This is a genomic window from Veillonella rogosae JCM 15642, from assembly GCF_002959775.1.
Taxonomy (GTDB): domain Bacteria; phylum Bacillota; class Negativicutes; order Veillonellales; family Veillonellaceae; genus Veillonella; species Veillonella rogosae.
In genome coordinates, this window is sequence record NZ_PPCX01000004.1 from 1 (window position 1) to 21,947 (window position 21,947).

Sequence of the window (21,947 nt, forward strand, 5' to 3'; positions counted from 1 at the left end):
TTGTGTCTGATGGTGCTAATGGTTTGCCTAAAGCATTACGTAAAGTTTGGCCTCATAGCAGTCACCAAAGATGCCTGTTTCACATTTTTTGTCAGGTTAGACGATATACGACAAGTAGACCTAAAACGTTAGCTGGGAAGGACCTTTATAGTCTTGCCAAAGCTTTATTTAATGTGAAAACAATGGATCAAGCCTTTATATGGATTAATGAGCTTTCAGCGTGGCGAATGACATATTCTGATTTTTTACGAGAAATGACGATTGATGAATTCGGAAACAAACGCTCTACACATGAGCGTTTGCTTAAGGCTGAATCATCATTATGGCGTCTGATTAGGCAACAAACTTTATTTACTTTTTTGGAATGTTTTGATATTACAATACCTACAACAAATAATCGTATTGAAGGTGGAGTAAATGCTCAACTAAGAAGTATGTTACGGGCTCATAGGGGTCTTTCACTTGAAAGAAGACTAAAAGCGGTCTATTAGTGGTGCTATATGCACTCACCAAGACCGCTTTCTATTTCAGATATATTAAATTATATGCCTACAGATGAATCGATTACTGCTATCTACAAACGGTTATCTGATTATTGCCAAATAGATCGTTCAATCCCTCAATGGGGGGATGCTCCTGTTTGGAATGAGCTACATATGTCTACAGATTTTCCAACTTATTGGGATTAGTCACACACACTTTTTGTCCTATAACCCCCAAAAATAGAAAGTATTAATGATAGGTATAACATATGGAGAGTTTTATCTTTATGCACTTGACGTCAATTGATTCTCTTATACGCTAAAATGCGATTATTACTATATTTAATAGTATAATTCTATATTAGGCATTAACATTATATATAATATTTATGTAAAAATATTGCAAGTTGATACGTATAGGTGTATAATTACGTTCATAAATCAAATAAATATACATAGTTTGTGAATAAAAATATAGAATGAGGAGAAAGACCATGAAAGAATTTAGACAATTAACAGTAGCAGATACAGCAGAATATCATAAGGTGTTAATCGATGGCTATGCAGCGATTAAAGACTATCCAATCACCTTTGATGCCATTGATTTTACAGAAGCAGAATCTAAGGAGTGGATTGAAAATTATCCCGTGTATGGGTTATATATCGATGGAGAATTAGTGAGCTCCATTACGTTTTGCATGCCTTGGGTGAAATATTCTACACCGGATAAATATCCACATATTGCACACTTTGTAACAGCGCCAGCTTTCAAAGGTAAAGGCTATGCACGGGAAACCTTGGGCTATGCAGAAGAGCTTTTAAAGGAACAGTTTAAAACACATACAGTAACCTTGGGGACTGCCAAGGAGCATCCATGGTTGCCTAAGATGTATGAATCCTTTGGCTTTACAGCGTATGATAAAGTTCATTTTAGAGGAAAACAACATACTACAATTTTGTTCAAAAAAGAGTTGAGTTAAATAAGTAAATCGCCTTGTAATACACTTTTAGTAGTTTTTGGTTTGTAGCAATCTATTAAAATACATTACAAGGCGATTTATTGTGTGATATTATTACTATTTGATATATAATATATTCATATATAATATACATAATATATATACTGTGCCTTTGCGGTTATATACGATTATGGGTAGTTTGTAGAAAGGATGTGTCCATATGATTATTTTATCGGGCATTTTAGTGATGGTCATCGGTTTGATGCTACGCTTTAATGCATTGTTAGTTGTTATTGCAGCAGGCTTTGTGACAGGGCTTTCGGCAGGGCTGAGCATAAACGAGATCGTTGGTGCTATTGGGGAGGCTTTCGTAAAAAACCGTTATATGTCACTATTTGCCTTGGTACTTCCTGTAATTGGTATTATGGAACGCCACGGTTTACGTGAACGGGCAGAAATATTGATCGGTAAGATTCAAGCCGCAACAGCTGGCCGTATTTTCATGATATATCTATTTGTTCGACAAGTAACAGTAGCTTTGGGTATTAGTATGTCGGGTCTTGTAGCTATGGTTCGTCCTTTGATTTCTCCTATGAGTGAAGCTGCGGTAGCGCAAGGTCGCCCTATATCTCAATCTACACTCGATAAGATTCGTGGTGTAGCGGCATCTACAGATAATATTGGTAACTTTTTTGGTCAAAATTTGTTCCTTGCAGCGGGTGGCCTTTTATTGATTAAAGGTGTTATGGAGCAGCTCGGCTATAATGTTGAGCTTACAGATATGGTGCTATATGGAGTTCCTACAGCAATATGTGCCTATATAGTGAGTGTTATTCGATTCTTTATTTTTGATAAAACAATTCAAGCTAGTGTGGCTCAAGACGAGGCGGATATGAAAGCTGGCAAACTTGTGCCAAATGAGCTTAATATCCTCGTTACACCAGAAGAGTTAGCGAAAGGGGGCAAATAATATGTTGGAGTTATTATATAAAATGCAGCCCTTAGACTTTGTATATCTTTTAGTAGGTATTATCTTAGTTATTTTTTCCATACAATCTTTTGTCGATAAGGACCATAATCATCGTATTGGTACTGGTCTGTTCTGGCTATTATATGGTATTTCCTTTATCTTTGGCTCTTATATGTCTAAAGAAATCAATGGTTGGCTCGTAATTGCTATGGCGGCAATTGTGTTGTTTAAACAACTTGGTAAAGGGAATTATTTTGAATCTGCTATAGATTTCAAAAAAATGGAAGCCTTGCGTATTGGTAATGTGATCTTTATTCCGGCATTGCTCGTTGGTATTATTACGTTCATCATCGGGTTCTTCACGAAACTGGGTGCTCTTGTAGGCCTTGCCATTGCTTCTATTATTGCCCTATGTGTAGCCTTATATATTACGAAAGCTAAGGTCGGTCAAAGTTTCCATGAAGGTCGTCGTCTTCTCGATGCTATCGGTTGGACTGCTATCTTGTCTCAATTATTAGCAGCCCTTGGGTATCTATTTAACCTTGCAGGGGTAGGCAAGTTGATCTCAAGTATGGTAGCTAGCATAGTTCCTGCAGATAACGTATTTCTCATCGTTGTAGCGTATTGTATTGGCATGGCTTTCTTCACAATGATTATGGGGAATGCCTTTGCAGCCTTTGCTATGATTACTAGTGCTATTGGCGTACCGATGCTTGTTGCAGGTCATGGTGCTAATCCAGCGGTGATTGGTCCTATTGCAATGCTTGCTGGTTATTGTGGTACCTTGATGACGCCAATGGCAGCAAATTTCAATATTGTTCCTGTGGCGCTTCTTGAAATGAAGGATACCTACGGTGTTATTAAGGCTCAAATTCCTGTAGCTATCGTAATGCTTACATTGAATATTCTGTTAATGTACTATTTCCTTTAATCTATTTTATGTATAATATCCTTTGATATTGTTATGAGGTACTATGATGAAAACGATTTTGATTACCGGTTTTGATCCTTTCGGTGGTGAAAGTATCAATCCTGCGTGGGAAGCTGTTAAAACGATGGATGGTTACACAGACGGGGACTACAAAGTGGTGACTCAAATGGTGCCAACTGTGCGGTATACATCTGTTAAAACTGCGATAGAAGCAGCCGATACATGCAACCCTGATTTTATTCTTTGTGTAGGCCAAGCTGGCGGTCGCCCAGATATTACGATTGAACGGGTAGCCATAAATTGCGATGATTTCCGCATTCCAGACAATGGTGGCAACCAACCTACCGATGAACCTGTTGTAGCTGATGGCCCAAGTGCTTACTTTGCTACACTTCCTATTAAGGATATGGTAAATGCGTTGCACCAAGCAGGTATTCCTGCGAGAGTGTCTAATACAGCAGGCACCTTTGTATGTAATCATATTATGTACGGTGTGCTACATTATGCAACTCAAAAAGGTAATGTTAAAGCGGGCTTCATGCATATTCCGTACTTGCCATCCCAAGTAGTGAACAAGCCAGATCAACCGAGCATGGCTGTTGAGACCGTACGCGCTACGTTAGAAACTATTGTTCACGTATTAGCTCATGGTGAAAGCTACGAAGCACAAAACATAACATATACAACGCCACACGAATAATCTAAGGACTAATTCTTAACAGTCCTGTTCTATTTATAAAATAAAAAGTTGATAGAGAGTCTATGGGTTGTCTATTCCCGGTTTTACTTGATGGGGAGACAATCTATAGGCTCTCTTTAATTTTATATAATCGTTTCTTGCATAGCCTGGATAATAACTTTTATAGGAAAAATAATAGTTTCTATAAGGCGGATAATAATCTCTTATAGTAGAATCGTATAATCGCCTCTTATAGTGGATGGTATAATAGCCGCTTATATAGGAGGTGTAACTGGTTCTTGGTATGCATAATTATAACTTATTAATAGTCTTAGAATAGATATGATAGTTAAAGATACATGCTGCTTTTCTTGTTTGAGTTTTAGGGGATATTGATTAGAATGTCTAATTTTAATAAAAATTCATATTACAGTATACTTAACCTGATAAGTTATTTGTAGTCAGGAGGAATTTATGAGGGTAAGTAAAAAAGCATTAGTGTTAGCAGCGTGTCTTGGTTGTGGCGTGATGACAACTAGTTTAGCAGCAGATAGTACAGCTGTTAATCCTAGTACAGATGCGCCTACGGTAACATTTGTAGCGGGGAAGAAGGCGATCTTTATTGGTAAAGATCAAGGCTACACTAATAAAGGCTGGGTTGGAGAGGTTCTAGCTATCGGTTATGGTGGTTTTGGTAAACAAGATGCATTAGCTGGAGAGACTGTAGTTGTTGGTAATGCTAGTGCTAGTAACGCACGCGGTGCCACTGTTGTAGGCCAACGTGCGAGTACAAATGGTGAAAATTCTACGGTTATAGGTTCTAATGCATCTGCTTCTATGTATAGTGCAAAAACAACAGGGGCTGTAGCGCTTGGTAGCTATAGTAAAGCTTATGCAACAGAAAGTACTGCGCTAGGTTACTTCTCACAAGTAGAACCCAAAATAGATAACGCTGTAGCTTTAGGGGCGCGCTCCCACGCTATTGTTGGGGCAGGAGAGAAGGGCTATCTCATAGAGGACAGTGACGGGAATAGTAATACTTGGGTATCTAAAATGGGTGCTGTCGCAGTTGGCTCTAAGTCTTATGGGAATCGTCAAATTACAAACTTAACTGCAGGGACACGCGATGATGATGCGGTTAATGTGGCGCAATTGAAACGAGTTCGCGACTATGCGACCTATACAGGTGGCGTTGGCACTACTATTGGAGATGATCATGTAGTTAATGTAAATGTGGGAGATGGTTTGCATGTAGAGGATAATAAATTGGTAGCTGATGTAAAAGCAGCTGATGTAAATGCTTTGAAGCAATCCATATCAGCTAGCACAGGATCTATTGAACGATTAGACTCTAATATTAATCGTTTAGATAGTAATATTAATAGAGTAGGTGCTATGAGTGCGGCATTAGCAGGGCTCCATCCAGTACAGTCTGATGATGGAACAAAGTGGAATCTAGCGGTAGCAGGCGGTTCTTATAAAGGCGAAAAAGCGATGGCTTTAGGTGCCTTCTTCACGCCAAACAAGATCGCTCAATTCTCTGTAGGCTCTACGGTTGGGCAAAACAGTACTATGTTTAATGTAGGTGCCTCTTTTAAGGTTGGTCCTGCTAGTGAAAAGATGGCTAGTCAAGATACTAATGCTATCAATGTACTTTCACAAGAGGTAGAGACATTAAAAGCTCAACATGAAGCTGATGTAAATCGTATTGCTGCATTGGAAGCAAAGGTTAATGCGCTAGCAAATAGAAAATCAAACGAATAGAAATAATAGTAAATAATATTCTTATATGATGTATACAATAACTTATCTTGTGTAATGTGCAAATAGAGCTATATCTGCAGTAGATATAGCTCTATTTTTATGTTTATAAGGTTAAATGGAGTATTTCTCCTTTAGGTGATGTATGTAGCATGATTTTCTATACTTTTACATAGAATGATATTTTATTTTCAATAATCATTATAAATTTTAAATACCTACTATTGACATAGGTATTTAAATAATATATTATAATTACATAATCATATTAAGTTAGTAGGAATAAGTGAGGGATATCACAGTAGCTTTCAAAATAAGAATTGTAAAGCGAATAGAGATGACCTCTATAGGAGTATAGAATGAGTGAACACGTAGATGTAAGCAACATCAAGGATCCCAGTATCGCGGCAGCTCGAAAAGAAGTTGAGTTTCAACGTGCTATGAATCCTTGTCCTATCGATTTTTCTGAGTTTCAGTCTAGTAACCCTCGTTCTCAAGGGGAGCAAAAGGAGTATGAAGGTAAAGATGCATCGAATTTTAACCGTCGTCAAAAATATTCTGATAGCGAAGAACCTCAATTCACAACACCTTTTGGGAGTGAACCAGGGTTTTTACCTGTAGAAAAAGACCGTTACCGTCTTGTATGGTCTAAACATTGCCCTTGGGCTCACCGTATTGCTATAGCCATCGATTTGCTTGGCTTAGATACGGTAATCTCTAAAGGTACTGTTGATCCATTGCGTCCAGCAGGGGTTATTGCAGACTGGTTCTTTACCCTTGATAAAGATGAAAAGGATCCGGTACTAGGCATTCACTCCTTAGGTGAAGCGTACCGCAAAGGTGATCCGAACTACGATGCACGTTCCACAGTACCAGCCATTGTAGATGTTACAACTGGTGCGGTAGTAAACAACGATTACCATGCGTTGACTACAGAATTAGCATTGGGCTTTAAAGATTTCATCTCGCCTGATGCACCAGATATTTATCCAGAGGAATTACGTGCCGATATCGATGCGTTGAACGTTATTATCTACGCTGATTTTAACTTAGCGGTAAACTTGGCGGCTCTCGTAACAAACCAAAAAGATTACGAGTACTACTACGATCGTATCTTTGCTCGCTTGGACTGGCTTGAAGAACGCCTTAGCAAGCAACGTTACTTGATGGGCGATACGATTACAGATCCAGATATCCGTATCTTCCCAACATTGGCTCGCTTTGACCTCGTATTCTACCAAAAATACTTGGTTAATAAAAAACGCCTCGTAGACTATCCAAACCTTTGGAACTACGCGAAGGATTTGTACTCCAATCCAGCATTCGGTGGTACAACAGACTTCGACTCTATGCGTAAACGTTTCTACTACGTAGACCATACACCATTTGAAGATCTACCACGCCTCATTCCAAAAGGTCCAGACGATTCTATTTGGTTAGAACCAAATGACCGTGCTGAGAAATTTGGTAAATAATTAGATAAATCATTAGATTAATAATTAGATAGATAATTAGTTGGATACATATATCATTGCTAAATACTTAATAGATTATCTATTCAATTATAAATAGCTCAGAGGAGGGCCCATGGATTCAGTAACACAGACGATTGTGAACTACATAGAACAAACGAATGTGTCGAACCGTGAGGACCTCTTGTCAGTAGCGCGTATTGCCTTTCTAGATTATCTGGCGTCCCTAGCGCCAGCTGAGTCGGAACAAGCCGTTCAGGACTTGGCTCGGCTCAGCGGGACTAATGGAGAAAATGTATCTAAAGCTGATAAAGCCTTATATTATGGTTTTGCTTCTCATTATCTAGATTTTGATGATGCCCAGGCAAATTTGGCGGGTCACTTCAGTACTGTTTTATATTCTGCTCTATTAGCAGTGCTCGAGCCCACCGATAGGTGGTACGATTTCCTTCGTGCTTATATCATTGGTGCCGAGCTTGAGGGAATCATTGGTTCTCTCATCAATCCTGCCCATCGGACCCAAGGATGGCATTCTACGGGGACCGTTGGTGTTATTGGGGCGGCGGCCGCTATAGGCGCTTTGCGAGGCCTTCATGGTGAAAACTTGGCTCAGCTCCTGTCTCTGGCTGCCACTCAATCGGCGGGCATGTTCTTTCAAAGTGGTACAGATGGTAAGCCGCTCCATGCGGGACTAGCAGCACGCAATGGTGTATGGGCTTACGAACTGTTGCAATATACATCACTTCAAACAAGCACAAAACCGTTTGACCCTGAACGGGGTTGGTTTAAAACCATCGGTAATATTACCGTTACATCAAATGATATTATTAGCCGTTGGCTTGCACCAGGGCAACTCATTGACCCTGGTTTATGGATGAAAGTCCACCCTTATTGCTCGGCAGCCATTTGTGGCGCTGAAGCAGCTGAAACCGTGGCACATAGTATATATACTACATCTTCTTCGTATGTGTCTAAGCACTACAACGTTTCACCAGATGCAGAGGAACAAGGTAAACGTAGACTATGTGCCACCCTCGTTTCTTCCCTTTGGGATGATATAGATAGAGTTACTGTACACTTCCCACCTGGTGCTGATACGGCATTGCGCTATACATCGCCAATAACAGGTCGAGAAGGTCAGTTTTCTATAGAGTACATCGTGTACCAAGTCCTCGCTTATGGGGCGGTACAAGACGAACTATTTAAGATAGATACCATAGACCAATCAGTACGAGACTATATGAATCGTATAGAACGGCTCTATGATTTGCCGAAGGTATCCCAAACAGAGCGGATTACGAAAGTAACCGTTACCTTGAAAAATGGAGAAACTTTCACAGAAACGGTGAACAATTCGAAAGGATCGCCGAATAATCCTCTTACCTTAGAGGATATACGCATTAAGCTTGGCCTCACCTTGCAGGCGGACCAAATAGATAGAATAATGGAGGCTTTTACCCGTACCGATGAGGTAGAGCCATTCTTGCAAACATTGCGAAAAGAAGGAGTTTTACATGTTTAATACAAAGAAATTGACGAAATTATTCGCCATCGGCGCATTAGCACTAGGCGTGCTTGTTGTGGCTGGTTGCGGCGATGATACATCTAAGGAGACGAAAGTAAATCCAGATGCAAAAGTGATTAACGTAGCTACACGCGGTACAGTTCGTCCTTATTCCTACACAGATGATAACGGCAACCTTACAGGTTTTGACGTGGAATTGTTGAAAGAAATTGAACGTCGTAATCCAGACCTTCACTTCAACTTTAAGCCTATGGCCGTTGATGCTGCCTTCGTAGCGATGGATGCAGGCCAAGTGGATATGATTGCGAACCAAATGCGTCGTAACCCAACTCGTGAAGCAAAATACTACTACACAAATGAGGTTAACAACTACTCTACTCGTAAATTAGTAGTTAAAAATGACCGCAATGACATTTCTAAACTAGATGATTTGAAAGGCAAAAAAATCGCCGTTACTACATCCTCTGAGTTCAACGAATTGGTAAAACAATTCAACGAAACAGCTAATCCACCAATTGACATTATCTACACAGATAAAGCAGGCGCTGAAACATTGAACCTCGTTGCTACCGGTCGTGCCGATGCAGCAGGTGAATACGAATACGTAATTAATTCTGCTATTAAGGACCGTGGCTTACCACTCAAAGCCGTAGGCGATGTATTGGCAGTAGTACCAACATACTTCTTGTCTAAACGTACAGATGATATGAAACAAGTAAACGAAAAAATCGATAAAACGATGAAAGAAATGCGTGCTGATGGTACGTTGAAAAAACTTTCTGAACAATATCTTGGTGGGGATTACACATTCGATCCAACACAAAAATAACGAATAGGCCGCCTTGGCGGCCTTATTCTATTATGTATAGAAACGAGGTGCTACTGTGGGCAAGTATTTTGATGTGTCCTACATGATCCAAGCGTTTCCACAGCTCTTGAATTATGTGCACGTAACGGTGCTCATCACCGTTATTTCTGCCATCTTAGGTGTTATATTAGGCTCTATTATAGCTATCATTCGCCTCAAGAAGGTACCAGTATTAAACCAATTATTTATCGTATTTATATCCTTTATGCGGGGCACGCCATTCTTGGTACAGCTGTTCCTCATATACTTTGGGGTGCCAGAAATCATGTCCCATATGGGGCTTAACATGAAAAATGTGCCGGGCCTCGTATTCGTATACGCCGTGTTTACTTTACATATCGCAGCATATAGTGCCGAAATCATGCGCTCCAGTATTGATGCGGTTGCGCCTGGTGAAAAGGAAGCCGCTAAAAGCCTTGGTATGACCGAGTTCCAAAGCTATGTGCGCATCATCTTGCCACAGGCTTTCACCATGAGCATTCCACCGTTGACGAACCTCGTTATCGGCATGTTGAAAGGGACGGCCCTCATCTTTAACGTCGGCGTTGTAGATATGATGCGTAAGGCGGACCTCATGGGCGGCAATAGTCAGCGCTATCTTGAATTATTCGTAGATGCAGCCATCATTTATGGCATTTTAATTATCATCGTGTCCCTCTTGGGCCGATTGCTTGAAAAACGTTTTACCGTTGCGGGCAAAGAATCGCAACGCATTTTGATCAGTGAGGAGTAGGGGCGTATGGGACATATAATTGATTCAACCTATATTTATGGCACCTTCTTTGCTGTCATTCCTTATGTGAAAGTAACCCTCATGATCACCTTCCTCAGCGTTGGTTTGGGTACAATCCTAGGGTTATTGAGTTGCGTGCTACAACAAAATAAAGTACCTGTGCTCAGTCAGCTCAGTTATTTGTACGTATTATTGTGCCGTAGTATTCCGAACATGGTTCTCTTATACCTTGTGTACTATGGCTTGCCAATTCTTTTCCTCGCCTTAGAGGATCAAACAGGGGTGCATGTGCCTTTTGAAAAGGTGCCAGCTACCTTCGTAGCCGTTGTAGGCTTAACCTTGCATACAGGGGCCTATTTGAGTGAAATCTTCCGGGCTGCCTTGCAATCTGTACCGAAAGGACAAATGGAAGCGGCTCAAGCCATTGGTATGACTTGGTTCCAAGCGTTCCGTCGCATTGTATTGCCACAAGCGACAGTCTTTGCATTGCCACTATTTACAAACCAATTCCTTAATACCATGAAGAGTACCAGTATTGTATTTGTCATCACTGTTATTGAATTATTTGGCGCTGCAAAGTTATATACAGAGGAAAATTCGCAGTATTTTGAGGCCTACATCGTGGTGGCCGGTCTATTCTGGGTGATGGGGATTGTCTTTGAATTTATCTTCCATCGTTTAGAAGTCTATGCAAGCAAGTATAAACGAGGTAATGCATTATGATAGATATTAAACAAGTTCACAAATCCTTCGGGAACCGTGAAATTTTAAAGGGCATCGACCTACATGTGCCAACAGGGTCCGTAACGGTTATCCTTGGCCCATCTGGCAGTGGTAAGACGACGTTCCTTAGAACATTGAACTTCCTTGAAAAGGCCGATGCTGGGACGATGCAATTAAACGATATTTCTGTAGACCTACATAAAGCGTCTAACAAGGAAATCTTAAACGTACGCCGCAATACATCCATGGTATTCCAGTCTTATAACTTATTTTCTAATAAGACAGTTATTGAAAACATCATGGAAGGCCTTGTAACGGTTAAGAAGATGAAAAAATCTGAAGCCCGTGACATTGCGCAACGCTTCCTCAAGGAAGTAGGCATGGAAGGCTATGATGATTACTATCCTGTACAACTTTCAGGGGGGCAACAACAACGTATCGGTATCGCTCGTGCCCTTGCGATGGATCCAGAGGTTATTCTCTTTGACGAACCTACATCAGCCCTTGACCCAGAGCTCGTAGGGGAAGTATTGGCTGTTATCCGTAAAATTGCTAAAGAGTTAGAGGTTACGATGATCATCGTAACCCATGAAATTGGCTTTGCTAAAGAAGTAGCTGACCAAGTCGTATTCATGGAAGGCGGCGTCATCGTAGAACAAGGCGATCCTAAAGTGGTCCTTGAACATCCTAAAGAAGAACGAACACGTAAATTCTTGAGCCGTTACCTTACACTCGATAGTGAATTGCCTCTAGATAGCGCAGCACTTTAAACGAGGTACATAATGAAAGAATTTAGACAATTAACTGTAGATGATGCGGCTGAGTATCATGAGGTGTTGATTGCAGGATATGCAGAGAATAAGAACTATCCTATATCCTTTGATGCCATCAACTTTAGCCAAGAAGAGTCTCGTGCATGGATCTTAAAATATCCTGTATTCGGTCTCTACGTAGAGAGTTCCTTGGTATGCTCTATTTCATTCCGCATGCCTTGGATACCAAAGGCTACACCAGATGTATACCCGCATATTGCACACTTTGTGACGGCCCCTGAACATAAAGGAAAGGGCTATGCTCGTGAAGTCCTGGCCGAAGCAGAAGAACTATTGCGCAACGTATATAAAACACCAGCCGTAACACTTGGTACCGCTGCAGAACACCCATGGCTTGCTAAAATGTATGAAAGTTTTGGCTTTAAAGAATACAAACGAGTACAACTACCTGGAAAAGTACATACGACCATATTTTTTAAGAAAACATTGTAATAAAATTCCCGAATTGTTTGGATTACAAATTTAGATAACTTAACTTATTTTCTAAATCAGAAATATTTTTAGGGATGTACAATACAAATAGCGACTAGTTAAGATAATCAACTAGTCGCTATTTTATTTCTAGTTACTATTTTGTTAATGCATGTAATGTTATAATAAATGAAAATATTACTATTTGTGGAGTGTGAATAGGATGTATGAAATTGTAAATGAACCAAATTTAACCATTGCTTTTGATATGGATATAGAGTTATCTCAATTTGGTGTGTTTGGCGTATATATTAAACAGGGCTACAATATCTGTGCTGGGTACATTGACCCTAGTGACTGGTCTGGTATTCATAGGGGATACAAAGAATTAGTTGAGCTATATGAGAATTGTAAAGGGACCGCAACCTTCACTTATGTATTAACTGGAGAAGGGGATACACTTGTATTCTCGTTAGATCAAAAGGGTGCTCTAACAATGGAGATTAACATCTGTACCATTTATAATTACAAATGTAATATGACTATTGAAAGTTTAGATCAAACATATTTACCGAGGTTTATTGAATTTTTCAGAGAATTTTTGGAAAGAGAGCCGAAATAAAAAGAGTCGCGTCTTTAAGATGCGACTCTTTTTCTGTACCCAGTTTCTATATACAATTATTTTTTAACAACTTTAAGATCTACAGGGATTTTAGCTTCTACAGCTTCGCCTTTGATAACTTTTTGAGCTGTATCGATAGCGATTTTACCCATTTGGTCTGGTTGTTGAGCAATTGTTGCAGCCAATGTGCCGTCTTTAACGGCTTTGTCTGCGTCAGCAGTACCGTCGAAGCCTACGATGAAGATTGTTTTGCCTGCGGATTTAGCTGCTTGAATAGCGCCCAATGCCATTTCGTCGTTATGAGCGAAGATAGCTTGTACATCAGGGTTAGCTTGCAAGATATTTGTTGCTACGTTCAAACCTTTTGTGCGGTCGAAGTCAGCACTTTGTTTTGCTACTACTGTTAAGTCTTTGTCAGCTACGTTGTGGAAACCTTGGCCGCGTTCACGTGTAGCGGAAGCGCCAGGGATACCTTCGATTTCAGCTACTTTTGCAGCTTTGCCTACTTTTTCAACGATCAATTGAGCTGCCATTTCGCCGCCTTTTACGTTATCGGAAGCGATGTGAGCTACTACTTTGCCTTTATCCGCAGAACGGTCAACAGTGATTACAGGAATGTTTTTAGCATTTGCTGCTTCTACGGAAGTAGAGATAGCTGCAGAGTCTACAGGGTTAATGATCAATACGGAAACGCCGCTTTCAAGCAAGTCAGAAATATCGTTTGCTTGTTTTGCAGGGTCGTTTTGAGCATCAACGATTTTAACTTTAAGACCAAGCGCTTTAGCTTGAGCCTCAACGCCTTCCTTCATAGTTACGAAGAATGGGTTGTTCAATGTGGAAACAGAGAAGCCGATTGTGCCGGATTTTTTATCGCCGCCGTTATCAGCGCTTTTACCACAGCCTGCTACAAGACCGATAACCATAACGGCCATCGCCAATAGTAACAATAGTTTTTTCATAGGAACCTCCTAGGCTTTCTTACGGTCTGCAAGAACAGCCAGTAAAATAACAATACCTTTTACAACTTGTTGATAGAAACTGGAAACGTCGAGAATATTTAACCCGTTGTTGAGGGTACCGATAATTAGGGCACCAATTAATGTGCCAACGATATGACCACGACCACCAGCAAGGCTTGTACCGCCAAGAACTACCGCTGCGATAGCGTCAAGTTCGTAGCCTGCACCTGCTGTAGGTTGTGCAGAGTTAAGACGAGAAGTAATGATTGCACCAGCGATACCACAGAGCATACCAGTTAAGGCATACACGAAGATTTTAACGCGGTCAATCTTGATACCAGCAATGTAACTAACCTTTTCGCTACCACCTACGGCGTATGTTTTACGGCCTAAGGATGTGCGGCTCAATACGAACCAGAGGGCGATGAAAGCTAGGAACATTGTGATGGCTGGAACTGGAAGGCCTGCAATATCCCCTTGGCCAAAGCCGTGGAATAGAGGATCTTGTGTAAGGCCGGAGATTGGGTTACCGTCTGTAAATACTAGCGTCGCACCACGGTAGATTGTCATGGTCGCCAAGGTAGCAATAAATGGAGCTACGCGACCATAGGTAATAACGAGACCGTTAATACCGCCCAATACAAGGCCTGCACCGGCAGCCAACACGATAGCCAATACAGGGTCAGTACCAGTTACGATGAGGTTGGCCATCACTGCACTAGAGAGGGCAAGGATGGAACCGACGGATAAGTCGATACCGCCTGTTAAGATGACGAACGTCATACCAAAGGCGATAATCGCATTGATGGATACTTGGCGTAATAAGTTACGCAAGTTAGAGAATTCAAGGAAACTGTCGTTCATGACAGAGATAATGATAAATAATAGGATGAGGCCGATGAGGGGGCCTAATTTTTTTATATACTGTAGAGCTTTGCTGTCCATTATTGTCCTCCTGTGGCTAATGTCATAATCGATTCTGGTGTTGCATCGCAGCGGTCCAAGATACCTGCTACGCGACCTTCATGAATGACCATAACGCGGTCGCTCATGCCTAGCACTTCAGGTAACTCAGAGGACACCATGATAATGGACACACCATCGTTCGTTAATTCGTTCATTAAATCATAAATATCACGTTTCGCACCGATATCGATACCTCGCGTCGGTTCGTCCATGATGATAATGGATGGCTTTTTACCAACCCATTTCGCGATAACCACCTTTTGTTGGTTACCACCAGAGAGGGAGGACGCCGGTTCGTGAATAGATTGTGTTTTAACGCCTAGCTTTTTAGACAATTCGTCAGCAAAGGAATTGAGCTTGCCCTTATCCAGTACATGAGATGGACAAATTTCGCTAAGGTTCGGCAATGTAATATTGGAACCGATGGAGAAATCGAGGATCAAGCCTTCGCTTTTTCTGTTTTCTGTGATGAAAGCAATGCCAGCTTTGATGGCATCTTCTGGTTTTTTACAGTTGAGAACGGATCCGTTAACTGTTACGGTACCGCCATTGTGTTTATCTACACCGAAGATAGCGCGCATAATTTCTGTACGGCCAGCACCCATGAGGCCTGCGACGCCGAGGATTTCGCCTTTGCGTAAGGAGAAGGAGATTTCGTTGTCGAAACCTTCTGGTTTAAGGTTATCGACGCTCATCACAACTTCGCCTGGTGTAGTAGTGCGAGCTGGGTAGAACTCATCGATAGAACGACCTACCATGTGGCGTACTACTTCATCTACAGAAATCTCAGCAGTTGGCTTCGTAATGATGGTGTGACCATCACGCATAACCGTGATGGTATCGCATTCGCTAAATACTTCTTCCATACGGTGAGAGATATATACGATAGCCACGCCACGGGCTTTCATTTTGCGCATCATTTTGAACAATGTCGCCGTTTCACGCTCTGTGAGGGCTGCTGTCGGTTCGTCCATGATGACAACCTTGGCATCTAACATCAAGATACGAAGGATTTCCGTCATCTGTTGGTGACCGACGGAGCAAAGGCCTGCTTCCGTTGTGAGCGGCAATTCGATGCCTAGTTCGCGGCACGTATTTTGTGCTTCTTCGAGCATCGCCTTTTTATCGAGCATACCGAATTTATTGCGCTTCGGTCTCATTAAATATAGATTTTCTAACAAGGTTAGATTTGGCCAAATGTTGAGCTCTTGGTGGATGAAAGCTACACCGTTTAGTTCGGCCTCTCTCGGGTTCGGGAAGGTCCGCTCTACACCGTCGATGGTGATTTTACCAGCATCTGCCTTGTGAATGCCCGTAAGGATATTCATGAGGGTGGATTTGCCGGCGCCGTTTTCACCCATCAAGGCGTGAACCTCGCCCTCCTTGAGGGTAATACTTACATCGCGTAGTACTTGGTTCGTACCAAATGCCTTTGCAATGCCTGACATAACAATTTCCATAACTACTCCTATATGCCTTGTGAAAGTATCTCTAATGTATGTAATAGATTTGAGGGTCAGTTAATCTATTGCTCTAGGGACGATCGCTGAAAATACAATCGGCGCGCAAGATAATGTTGGCATACGGAGATGCTTCACCAGTTCTAATAATGCATTTGCATTGTTTTGTTGCTTCTTTGAAAGCATCATGGCTCGTTTCAATCCATTCGTATTGATTGGATGGGAAGGTAGACTCCAAGAAGTCATAAGCTTTAGGATTATGTTCCTTAATTTCCTTTGCCACATGAACCGCTTCGGATTTCATATGCTTAGCGATGATGGATACCACTTGTTCAAAGCTTGGTACACCAAAATCTAAGGCTAAATCAATCTTTTGAACCCCTTCAGGTACTGGCAATCCGCAGTCGGAGATACAAATTGTATCTGTGTGACCTAAATCAGCAAGCACCTTAGCAATATGGCTATTTAAAATGCCGTATCGTTGCATGGATAACTCCTTTTTCTATTCAATATGCTAATTCTTTGCCAAGAATACAGCGACCTCGTCCTTTGTTGGCATGCCGCCTTGGGCACCCAAACGTTGGATGGAGAGGGCCGCAGCTGCATTACCGTAGTGCAACGCGTCAGCTAAGCTTTTACCATTGACGATAGCTGTTGCAAAGGCCCCGTTGAAGGTATCACCTGCGCCTGTTGTATCTACCGGTTCAACCTTGAAGCCAGATACGGTGTGGATTTCACCGTTGTCGGCGTAGCCTACACCCTTGCTACCAAGGGTAACGATGATTTTATTTTCGTTTGCCAATAATGTTTCCTCTGTCGATTGATTAGGGTAGAGAGCAGATAGTTCATGCTCGTTTGGCGTAATATAGGTTGCCAATTCTAACCATTCAGGATTGAGGTCAGCTGCTGGAGCTGGATTTAAGAGGACTTTCACATTAGCCTCGTGGCAACGACGAACGATGTATTCGATTGTGGGAATAGGAATTTCGTTTTGCACCATTACGAGATCTGCTTGCTCAATAGCAGACCAAGCATTATCTACGACAGATTGGTCCACCTTTGCATTAGCACCTGCAATAACGATAATACTGTTATCCCCTTCAGCCAATGTGATGTGGGCTGTGCCAGTTGTAGTATTTGGAACCGTAACGATGTAGTCTGTATTGATATGATTTTCTTTTAGATTATCTAAAATCATTTGGCCGTATGCATCTGCACCGATACAACCTACCATAGTCACCTCTGCACCAAGACGTGCAGCTGCTACTGCTTGGTTAGCACCTTTACCGCCGTGGGCGATGTGCAATTCGTTGCCCATGATTGTTTCACCTGCCGCCGGACGTTTATCGGCGAGCACTACAATATCCATGTTGCAACTGCCAATAACAACAATGCGATTCATAATAACTCCTTAATAAGTATCAGCTCCAAGTGGGGCTAAAAATGGATATCATTAATATTTATACATAAATAACCCAGGGGTTTATTCAGTAAAATATATATATACATGTAATTGATAACCGCATGAGCGTTTACTTTCACATATCTATTAGTATAACTTAATCATTTATTAGTATAGCCGAAATACAGAAGTTTATCTATATAAATAACTATAAAATATATGAATAAGAAAAGGTATACCCAAAATCTGTGTTATATGAGTAAAAATGTACTCTCTGGATTTTGGATATACCTTATATAAAAAAATAATAGATTATACTATTTATATTTTTTCTAACATTTTGTCTATGCTATCAAAGGTTTCTTTTACCTATATTCATAGTTTGTTAGGCCTTTGTTCTTAATATAGTTATATATTAGTGAAAGCTTGGTTTGTCGTAGTGTGTACCGGGCTCACCTACGCCAATACTGGTGCGGTGGAACGGAGTTTCATCCTCTACATGTAAAATATCGAAAATGGCTTTTACAACGGCTTCGCGTGTCACTTGAGCATCGTTAAATTGAGCCCCTTCAGGGATGAGCTCGTAATTTGTATTTTCCGGATCATTGTAGAGCCAGGTGAGGCGCAAGATTGTGTAGTTTAAGTTGGATTCGCGCAATACATTGCGTGCTTGGCGTTCGCCTTGTACATAGCTAATCGGTAAGTTGTCGAAGGTCCATTTTTCAAGTGCTGCAGGAAATTCACCAGAAAGACCAGCCATGGAAAGGCCAATAACGCGGCGTACATTTTTGCGACTCAATGCTTTCACGATGGATGCCATATCACTACCAGCCTCCATGGCACCTACGAAAACAATTTCAGCGTTTGTTACAGCTTGTTCTAATTTTGCAGGATTTTGGAAGGAGCCCTCGATGACAGTCACTCGTTCATGTTCCAAGATTTCAGGATGTAAACGCGTGGATAATTGGCGACCATATAATGTAAGGTGCATGTCTGTATATGTTAATAATGTAGCAGTTAACTTCTGTGCAATCTGGCCAGCGGCCCCTAAAATAGTAATATATTTGTACATATAGACCTCCTATGTCCCGGGCATAAGTATTTACAGGCATTATATCACAATTATATGACGGGAAAGTGAGAATATAATTTACATTATGATCGTAAAAGTTCGATTAATGAGCCGTAAAATAAAGTTAGATGTAGTATAATACTACATAAGAAGAGCCAATTGAAAGTAATCATTTATGATATAAATTTAAATGGTAAAGGAAGATATGTAATTATGGAAATTCAAGATCATGAACGTATAATGGCTACGATAAAACTTATGAGCGCTTTAGAGACCGGTCGTAAATCTGGTGAAGAACAAGGGTGGATTTCACCAGAAGAACTAAAGTGTGAATTTGGGATTTGAAAGTGGTTTATAAAAACCACTTGACATGAAAATCTGAAAGTGTTAGAATAAAACCAAGATAAAGCTCCCGAGTATGGGAGCAAAAAAACAATTACAATAAAATTGGTTTATTAAAACCAGAATAAGGAGGAGGTAGAATATATTGCTATTTTATTTTTTGATATTTATAATTTGGTTTAAAGAAACCGTTTGACAGAACGGTATAAAAATGGTATTATTAAACCAAGTTAGAGCTCCTGGATTCCAGGAGTAAAAAAATATGGATTTATAAAATGGTATGTTTAAACCAAATAAAATGCTCCTATATAAAAGGGGCGAAATTTTTACAGTGATTTATAACGGTTTATAAAAACCAGAATGGAGGATCTTTTGAAAAAGACACTTATGAATTTGAAAAAAATGTATTTTAATTCTCAAGACAAAGTAAGAGAATTTAAACGTGATTGGGATGATGTTCGTTTTACAAATGGTCGTAAAAGACATGATATTAATGTTACGGCTGCATTGATTTATCTTTACAAACATTATGATATGGATTTTGGTTCATTAGATAATTTTTTAGGCTCTGGTAAAATTAATAATCCAGGATTTCAAAATACAATGAAAGCATATATCCATGAGGAATATATACGAAAATTTATTAGTCATAATGCACACTATGTGGATGATTTCTTATTAGGTATAGCATTATTCTATGATGAGCAAAAGCTATATCGAGAGGATGGAGCAAGAGAAGATAATGAGTCTCTCAATAATTTATTAGAGGAACTGGTAGATTGTAATAGTCTTAAGGAATGCTCTTTCTTACAAGGTAATGCAAATCCAGGTCGTATATTAGTAGATATGGCAAGTAGAATGCCTTCACTTAACTATACTGCATATGCAATACACCCTGACTTAATGGTTGTTTTACAATTACGATTGTTATTGCTTCAAATAATTCAACAAGATATGAAGTCAGGTGGGGTTATTCAGCCTAAAGATATTGTTGAAAATCAATTATTTGATCGAATTTTAACAATGCCTCTTTGGCGACCTTCCTCTAAGGCTATGGAGTACTTTCCAGAAAGAACATCCTTATCAAAATTAGATGTTCCAGAATCTAAGATTGCTGATGGTGAGTGGCATGAAATTCTCTTTAATCTCAGTTTGCTAGATCGAAATGGTAAAATGGTAACTTTGATTACTAACTCAACATTAGCGAATAATCTCAGTGTAAAAACAAGACAAGCATTAGTTGAGAAGGGCTATATTGAAAGTATTATTGAACTTCCAGATCGTTTGCTTGAGAATACAGGCATTGAGTTATATGCAGTCGTATTATCATATGGCAATAAAGGTGTTAAATTCTTAGATGCAAGTCAAGCCTATACAGAGCAGCGTCGTAGAAAAGACATAGAGGTAGCTACAGTACTAGAAGACTTGGCTAATCCCGAGATTTGTAGATTTGAAAGTATCGAATCTATTGCAAGAGAAGGTTATAATTTATTACCTAAACGATACACCTTAAAAACTAATGTTATTGATGGTATACCTTTAGGAGAAATCTGTAATATTAGTCGGGGTCTAGTCATTTCTTCTAAAGAATTAGATGATTTTGTTACAGATGTAGATACAGGTGTTCGTTATTTATACACAAAAGATGCTGATGGTGATGCTGTAGATTATTCACAAAGCCCATTCATTGATGTGGAAAAACTTAAAAGAAAGTTTACGCTTTTAGATAATGATACTTGGCTATTGGGGAGAACATCACCATTTAGATCTAACATGCTATATGTTGAAGGTAATGATAAATTGATTGCCAATGGCAACCAATTCTCTATTACTATCTTGCCAAAATATAAAAATCAATATTTGCTTCCATACTTAGCACTTTATTTCAATAGTAAGGCGGGTCGTGAACAAATAGAACGATTTGCAGTAGGTCAATTAATTAAGTCTTTATCTCTCAAAGATTTGAAAACTCTGCAGATTCCAAAAGTTTCTATTGAAAGGCAAAGAGAAGTTGTCAATCGTATACAAATGATAGAAACTCAAATCAAAACAATAAAAGAAGAACTAAAAACATTGAACGGACAAAAAGAATTAATTGTAGAGGAGGAATTCAATTGGTAACACATGTTAATATCATGAATGATGCATCCTTATTGGGTGAAGCGATTAAATACTTTACAGAAGAACTTACACAAGCTTTTAAAAACAATAACTTAAAAACTGTTTTAACAAAATATCACTATCCAGATTTAACACCATCTATGGTTGATGATTCTATTGGCTCTCCGGACGGAAAAATCCTTATCATCGGTGAAACGAATTGCAAGGTAAAGGATCTCCAAGGCATCTTTAATGCAATGGGATTAAGAGGCCGAGTAGAATGCCATACTGATTACGAAGATATTCAACGTTATCAGTTTAATAACCTTATGTATAACAATAAATATAGACTGATCATAGTTGGACCAATGCCACATTCTACTTATGGCAAGGATGAATTCAGTAGTGTTATTAATCGAATGGAAAATACAGAGGGATTCCCTTGTGTAAGACGAGCTACTGCTAATGGTAGCTTGAAGATTACAAAAACCAACATTAAACAAATTCTTCGAGAAGAATTGGAATCTGGATTTTTGGCTGCATAGCATAGTCTCTAGAGTCCATAACTAGTAACTATCTTTATAATGGTATAATATTGATATAAAATAGGTAAAAATACATGTTTTAAAGTCATATATTGGTATTAAAACTTTATATGACTTTGCATGTATTATTGA

22 protein-coding genes and 1 pseudogene are annotated in these 21,947 nt (G+C 39.9%); 17 read left to right on the top strand and 6 right to left on the bottom strand.

All coding sequences use genetic code 11. The features are described from left to right. The 14 genes and pseudogenes from VRHSUH09_RS02145 to VRHSUH09_RS02210 form a co-directional block, all read left to right on the top strand. Nucleotides 1-689: pseudogene (locus VRHSUH09_RS02145) on the top strand (transposase); the annotation flags it as partial. Nucleotides 690-976: 287 nt separating this feature from the next. Continuing rightward, nucleotides 977-1,462, top strand: a complete 486-nt coding sequence (locus VRHSUH09_RS02150; RefSeq protein WP_054748344.1) for a GNAT family N-acetyltransferase — start codon at nt 977-979, stop codon at nt 1,460-1,462. A 199-nt stretch (nt 1,463-1,661) separates the two neighbouring features. Next, the gene (locus VRHSUH09_RS02155) at nt 1,662-2,411 is read left to right on the top strand and encodes a DUF969 domain-containing protein (protein ID WP_105081237.1); all 750 of its coding nucleotides are present in this window, start codon (nt 1,662-1,664) and stop codon (nt 2,409-2,411) included. Between the two features lies 1 nt (nt 2,412). Further along, complete coding sequence (locus VRHSUH09_RS02160) at nt 2,413-3,342, top strand: DUF979 domain-containing protein (RefSeq protein WP_105081238.1); 930 nt, start codon at nt 2,413-2,415, stop codon at nt 3,340-3,342. A 46-nt stretch (nt 3,343-3,388) separates the two neighbouring features. Beyond that, nucleotides 3,389-4,042, top strand: a complete 654-nt coding sequence (gene pcp / locus VRHSUH09_RS02165) for a pyroglutamyl-peptidase I (RefSeq protein WP_105081239.1) — start codon at nt 3,389-3,391, stop codon at nt 4,040-4,042. A 453-nt stretch (nt 4,043-4,495) separates the two neighbouring features. Further along, entirely contained in the window at nt 4,496-5,785 is a 1,290-nt protein-coding gene (locus tag VRHSUH09_RS02170) for a YadA-like family protein (protein WP_105081240.1), read from the top strand. A gap of 356 nt (nt 5,786-6,141) precedes the next feature. Beyond that, complete coding sequence (locus tag VRHSUH09_RS02175; RefSeq protein WP_054748335.1) at nt 6,142-7,257, top strand: glutathione S-transferase C-terminal domain-containing protein; 1,116 nt, start codon at nt 6,142-6,144, stop codon at nt 7,255-7,257. Nucleotides 7,258-7,369: 112 nt separating this feature from the next. Continuing rightward, the gene (locus VRHSUH09_RS02180) at nt 7,370-8,776 is read left to right on the top strand and encodes an MmgE/PrpD family protein (protein ID WP_105081241.1); all 1,407 of its coding nucleotides are present in this window, start codon (nt 7,370-7,372) and stop codon (nt 8,774-8,776) included. Next, nucleotides 8,769-9,608 (top strand): transporter substrate-binding domain-containing protein, encoded by an 840-nt coding sequence (locus VRHSUH09_RS02185; protein WP_105081242.1) that lies wholly within the window; start codon nt 8,769-8,771, stop codon nt 9,606-9,608. The genes VRHSUH09_RS02180 and VRHSUH09_RS02185 overlap by 8 nt, the downstream gene beginning before the upstream one ends. A gap of 55 nt (nt 9,609-9,663) precedes the next feature. After that, nucleotides 9,664-10,380: an amino acid ABC transporter permease gene (locus VRHSUH09_RS02190; protein ID WP_105081243.1), complete on the top strand. Its 717-nt coding sequence runs from the start codon at nt 9,664-9,666 to the stop codon at nt 10,378-10,380. Between the two features lie 6 nt (nt 10,381-10,386). After that, nucleotides 10,387-11,103, top strand: coding sequence for an amino acid ABC transporter permease (locus VRHSUH09_RS02195; RefSeq protein WP_008603263.1), 717 nt, complete (start codon nt 10,387-10,389; stop codon nt 11,101-11,103). Beyond that, nucleotides 11,100-11,873 (top strand): amino acid ABC transporter ATP-binding protein, encoded by a 774-nt coding sequence (locus tag VRHSUH09_RS02200; protein WP_105081244.1) that lies wholly within the window; start codon nt 11,100-11,102, stop codon nt 11,871-11,873. Before VRHSUH09_RS02195 ends, VRHSUH09_RS02200 begins: the two co-directional genes overlap by 4 nt. 12 nt (nt 11,874-11,885) lie before the next feature. After that, nucleotides 11,886-12,368: a GNAT family N-acetyltransferase gene (locus VRHSUH09_RS02205; RefSeq protein WP_105081245.1), complete on the top strand. Its 483-nt coding sequence runs from the start codon at nt 11,886-11,888 to the stop codon at nt 12,366-12,368. Between the two features lie 202 nt (nt 12,369-12,570). After that, a complete protein-coding gene (locus VRHSUH09_RS02210; RefSeq protein ID WP_105081246.1) occupies nt 12,571-12,969 on the top strand; it encodes a hypothetical protein in 399 nt (132 codons plus the stop codon). A gap of 56 nt (nt 12,970-13,025) precedes the next feature. Here the strand turns inward: VRHSUH09_RS02210 and rbsB are convergent, their stop codons facing one another. The 6 genes from rbsB to VRHSUH09_RS02240 form a co-directional block, all read right to left on the bottom strand. After that, complete coding sequence (gene rbsB / locus VRHSUH09_RS02215; RefSeq protein ID WP_054748330.1) at nt 13,026-13,928, bottom strand: ribose ABC transporter substrate-binding protein RbsB; 903 nt, start codon at nt 13,926-13,928, stop codon at nt 13,026-13,028. Between the two features lie 9 nt (nt 13,929-13,937). Continuing rightward, on the bottom strand, nt 13,938-14,873 hold the full coding sequence (locus tag VRHSUH09_RS02220; RefSeq protein WP_060925007.1) for an ABC transporter permease: 936 nt from the start codon (nt 14,871-14,873) through the stop codon (nt 13,938-13,940). Next, complete coding sequence (locus tag VRHSUH09_RS02225; RefSeq protein ID WP_105081247.1) at nt 14,873-16,354, bottom strand: sugar ABC transporter ATP-binding protein; 1,482 nt, start codon at nt 16,352-16,354, stop codon at nt 14,873-14,875. The genes VRHSUH09_RS02220 and VRHSUH09_RS02225 overlap by 1 nt, the downstream gene beginning before the upstream one ends. A gap of 73 nt (nt 16,355-16,427) precedes the next feature. After that, entirely contained in the window at nt 16,428-16,841 is a 414-nt protein-coding gene (gene rbsD, locus VRHSUH09_RS02230) for a D-ribose pyranase (protein ID WP_054748328.1), read from the bottom strand. 27 nt (nt 16,842-16,868) lie between these two features. Beyond that, nucleotides 16,869-17,756 carry a ribokinase gene (gene rbsK, locus VRHSUH09_RS02235; RefSeq protein WP_105081248.1) on the bottom strand — a complete coding sequence of 296 codons (888 nt, stop codon included), beginning with the start codon at nt 17,754-17,756 and terminating at the stop codon, nt 16,869-16,871. A gap of 415 nt (nt 17,757-18,171) precedes the next feature. Continuing rightward, nucleotides 18,172-18,828, bottom strand: coding sequence for an NAD(P)H-binding protein (locus tag VRHSUH09_RS02240; RefSeq protein WP_105081249.1), 657 nt, complete (start codon nt 18,826-18,828; stop codon nt 18,172-18,174). Between the two features lie 213 nt (nt 18,829-19,041). On the opposite strand from VRHSUH09_RS02240, the gene VRHSUH09_RS10590 reads away from it, so the two are divergent. The 3 genes from VRHSUH09_RS10590 to VRHSUH09_RS02255 all read left to right on the top strand — a co-directional run bounded on the left by VRHSUH09_RS10590 (nt 19,042) and on the right by VRHSUH09_RS02255 (nt 21,815). Next, nucleotides 19,042-19,173: a hypothetical protein gene (locus VRHSUH09_RS10590; RefSeq protein WP_276329521.1), complete on the top strand. Its 132-nt coding sequence runs from the start codon at nt 19,042-19,044 to the stop codon at nt 19,171-19,173. Between the two features lie 369 nt (nt 19,174-19,542). Continuing rightward, nucleotides 19,543-21,291 (top strand): N-6 DNA methylase, encoded by a 1,749-nt coding sequence (locus tag VRHSUH09_RS02250; RefSeq protein ID WP_167386468.1) that lies wholly within the window; start codon nt 19,543-19,545, stop codon nt 21,289-21,291. Next, a complete protein-coding gene (locus VRHSUH09_RS02255) occupies nt 21,285-21,815 on the top strand; it encodes a nucleoside/nucleotide kinase family protein (RefSeq protein ID WP_245875981.1) in 531 nt (176 codons plus the stop codon). Before VRHSUH09_RS02250 ends, VRHSUH09_RS02255 begins: the two co-directional genes overlap by 7 nt. Nucleotides 21,816-21,947: the final 132 nt, after the last annotated feature.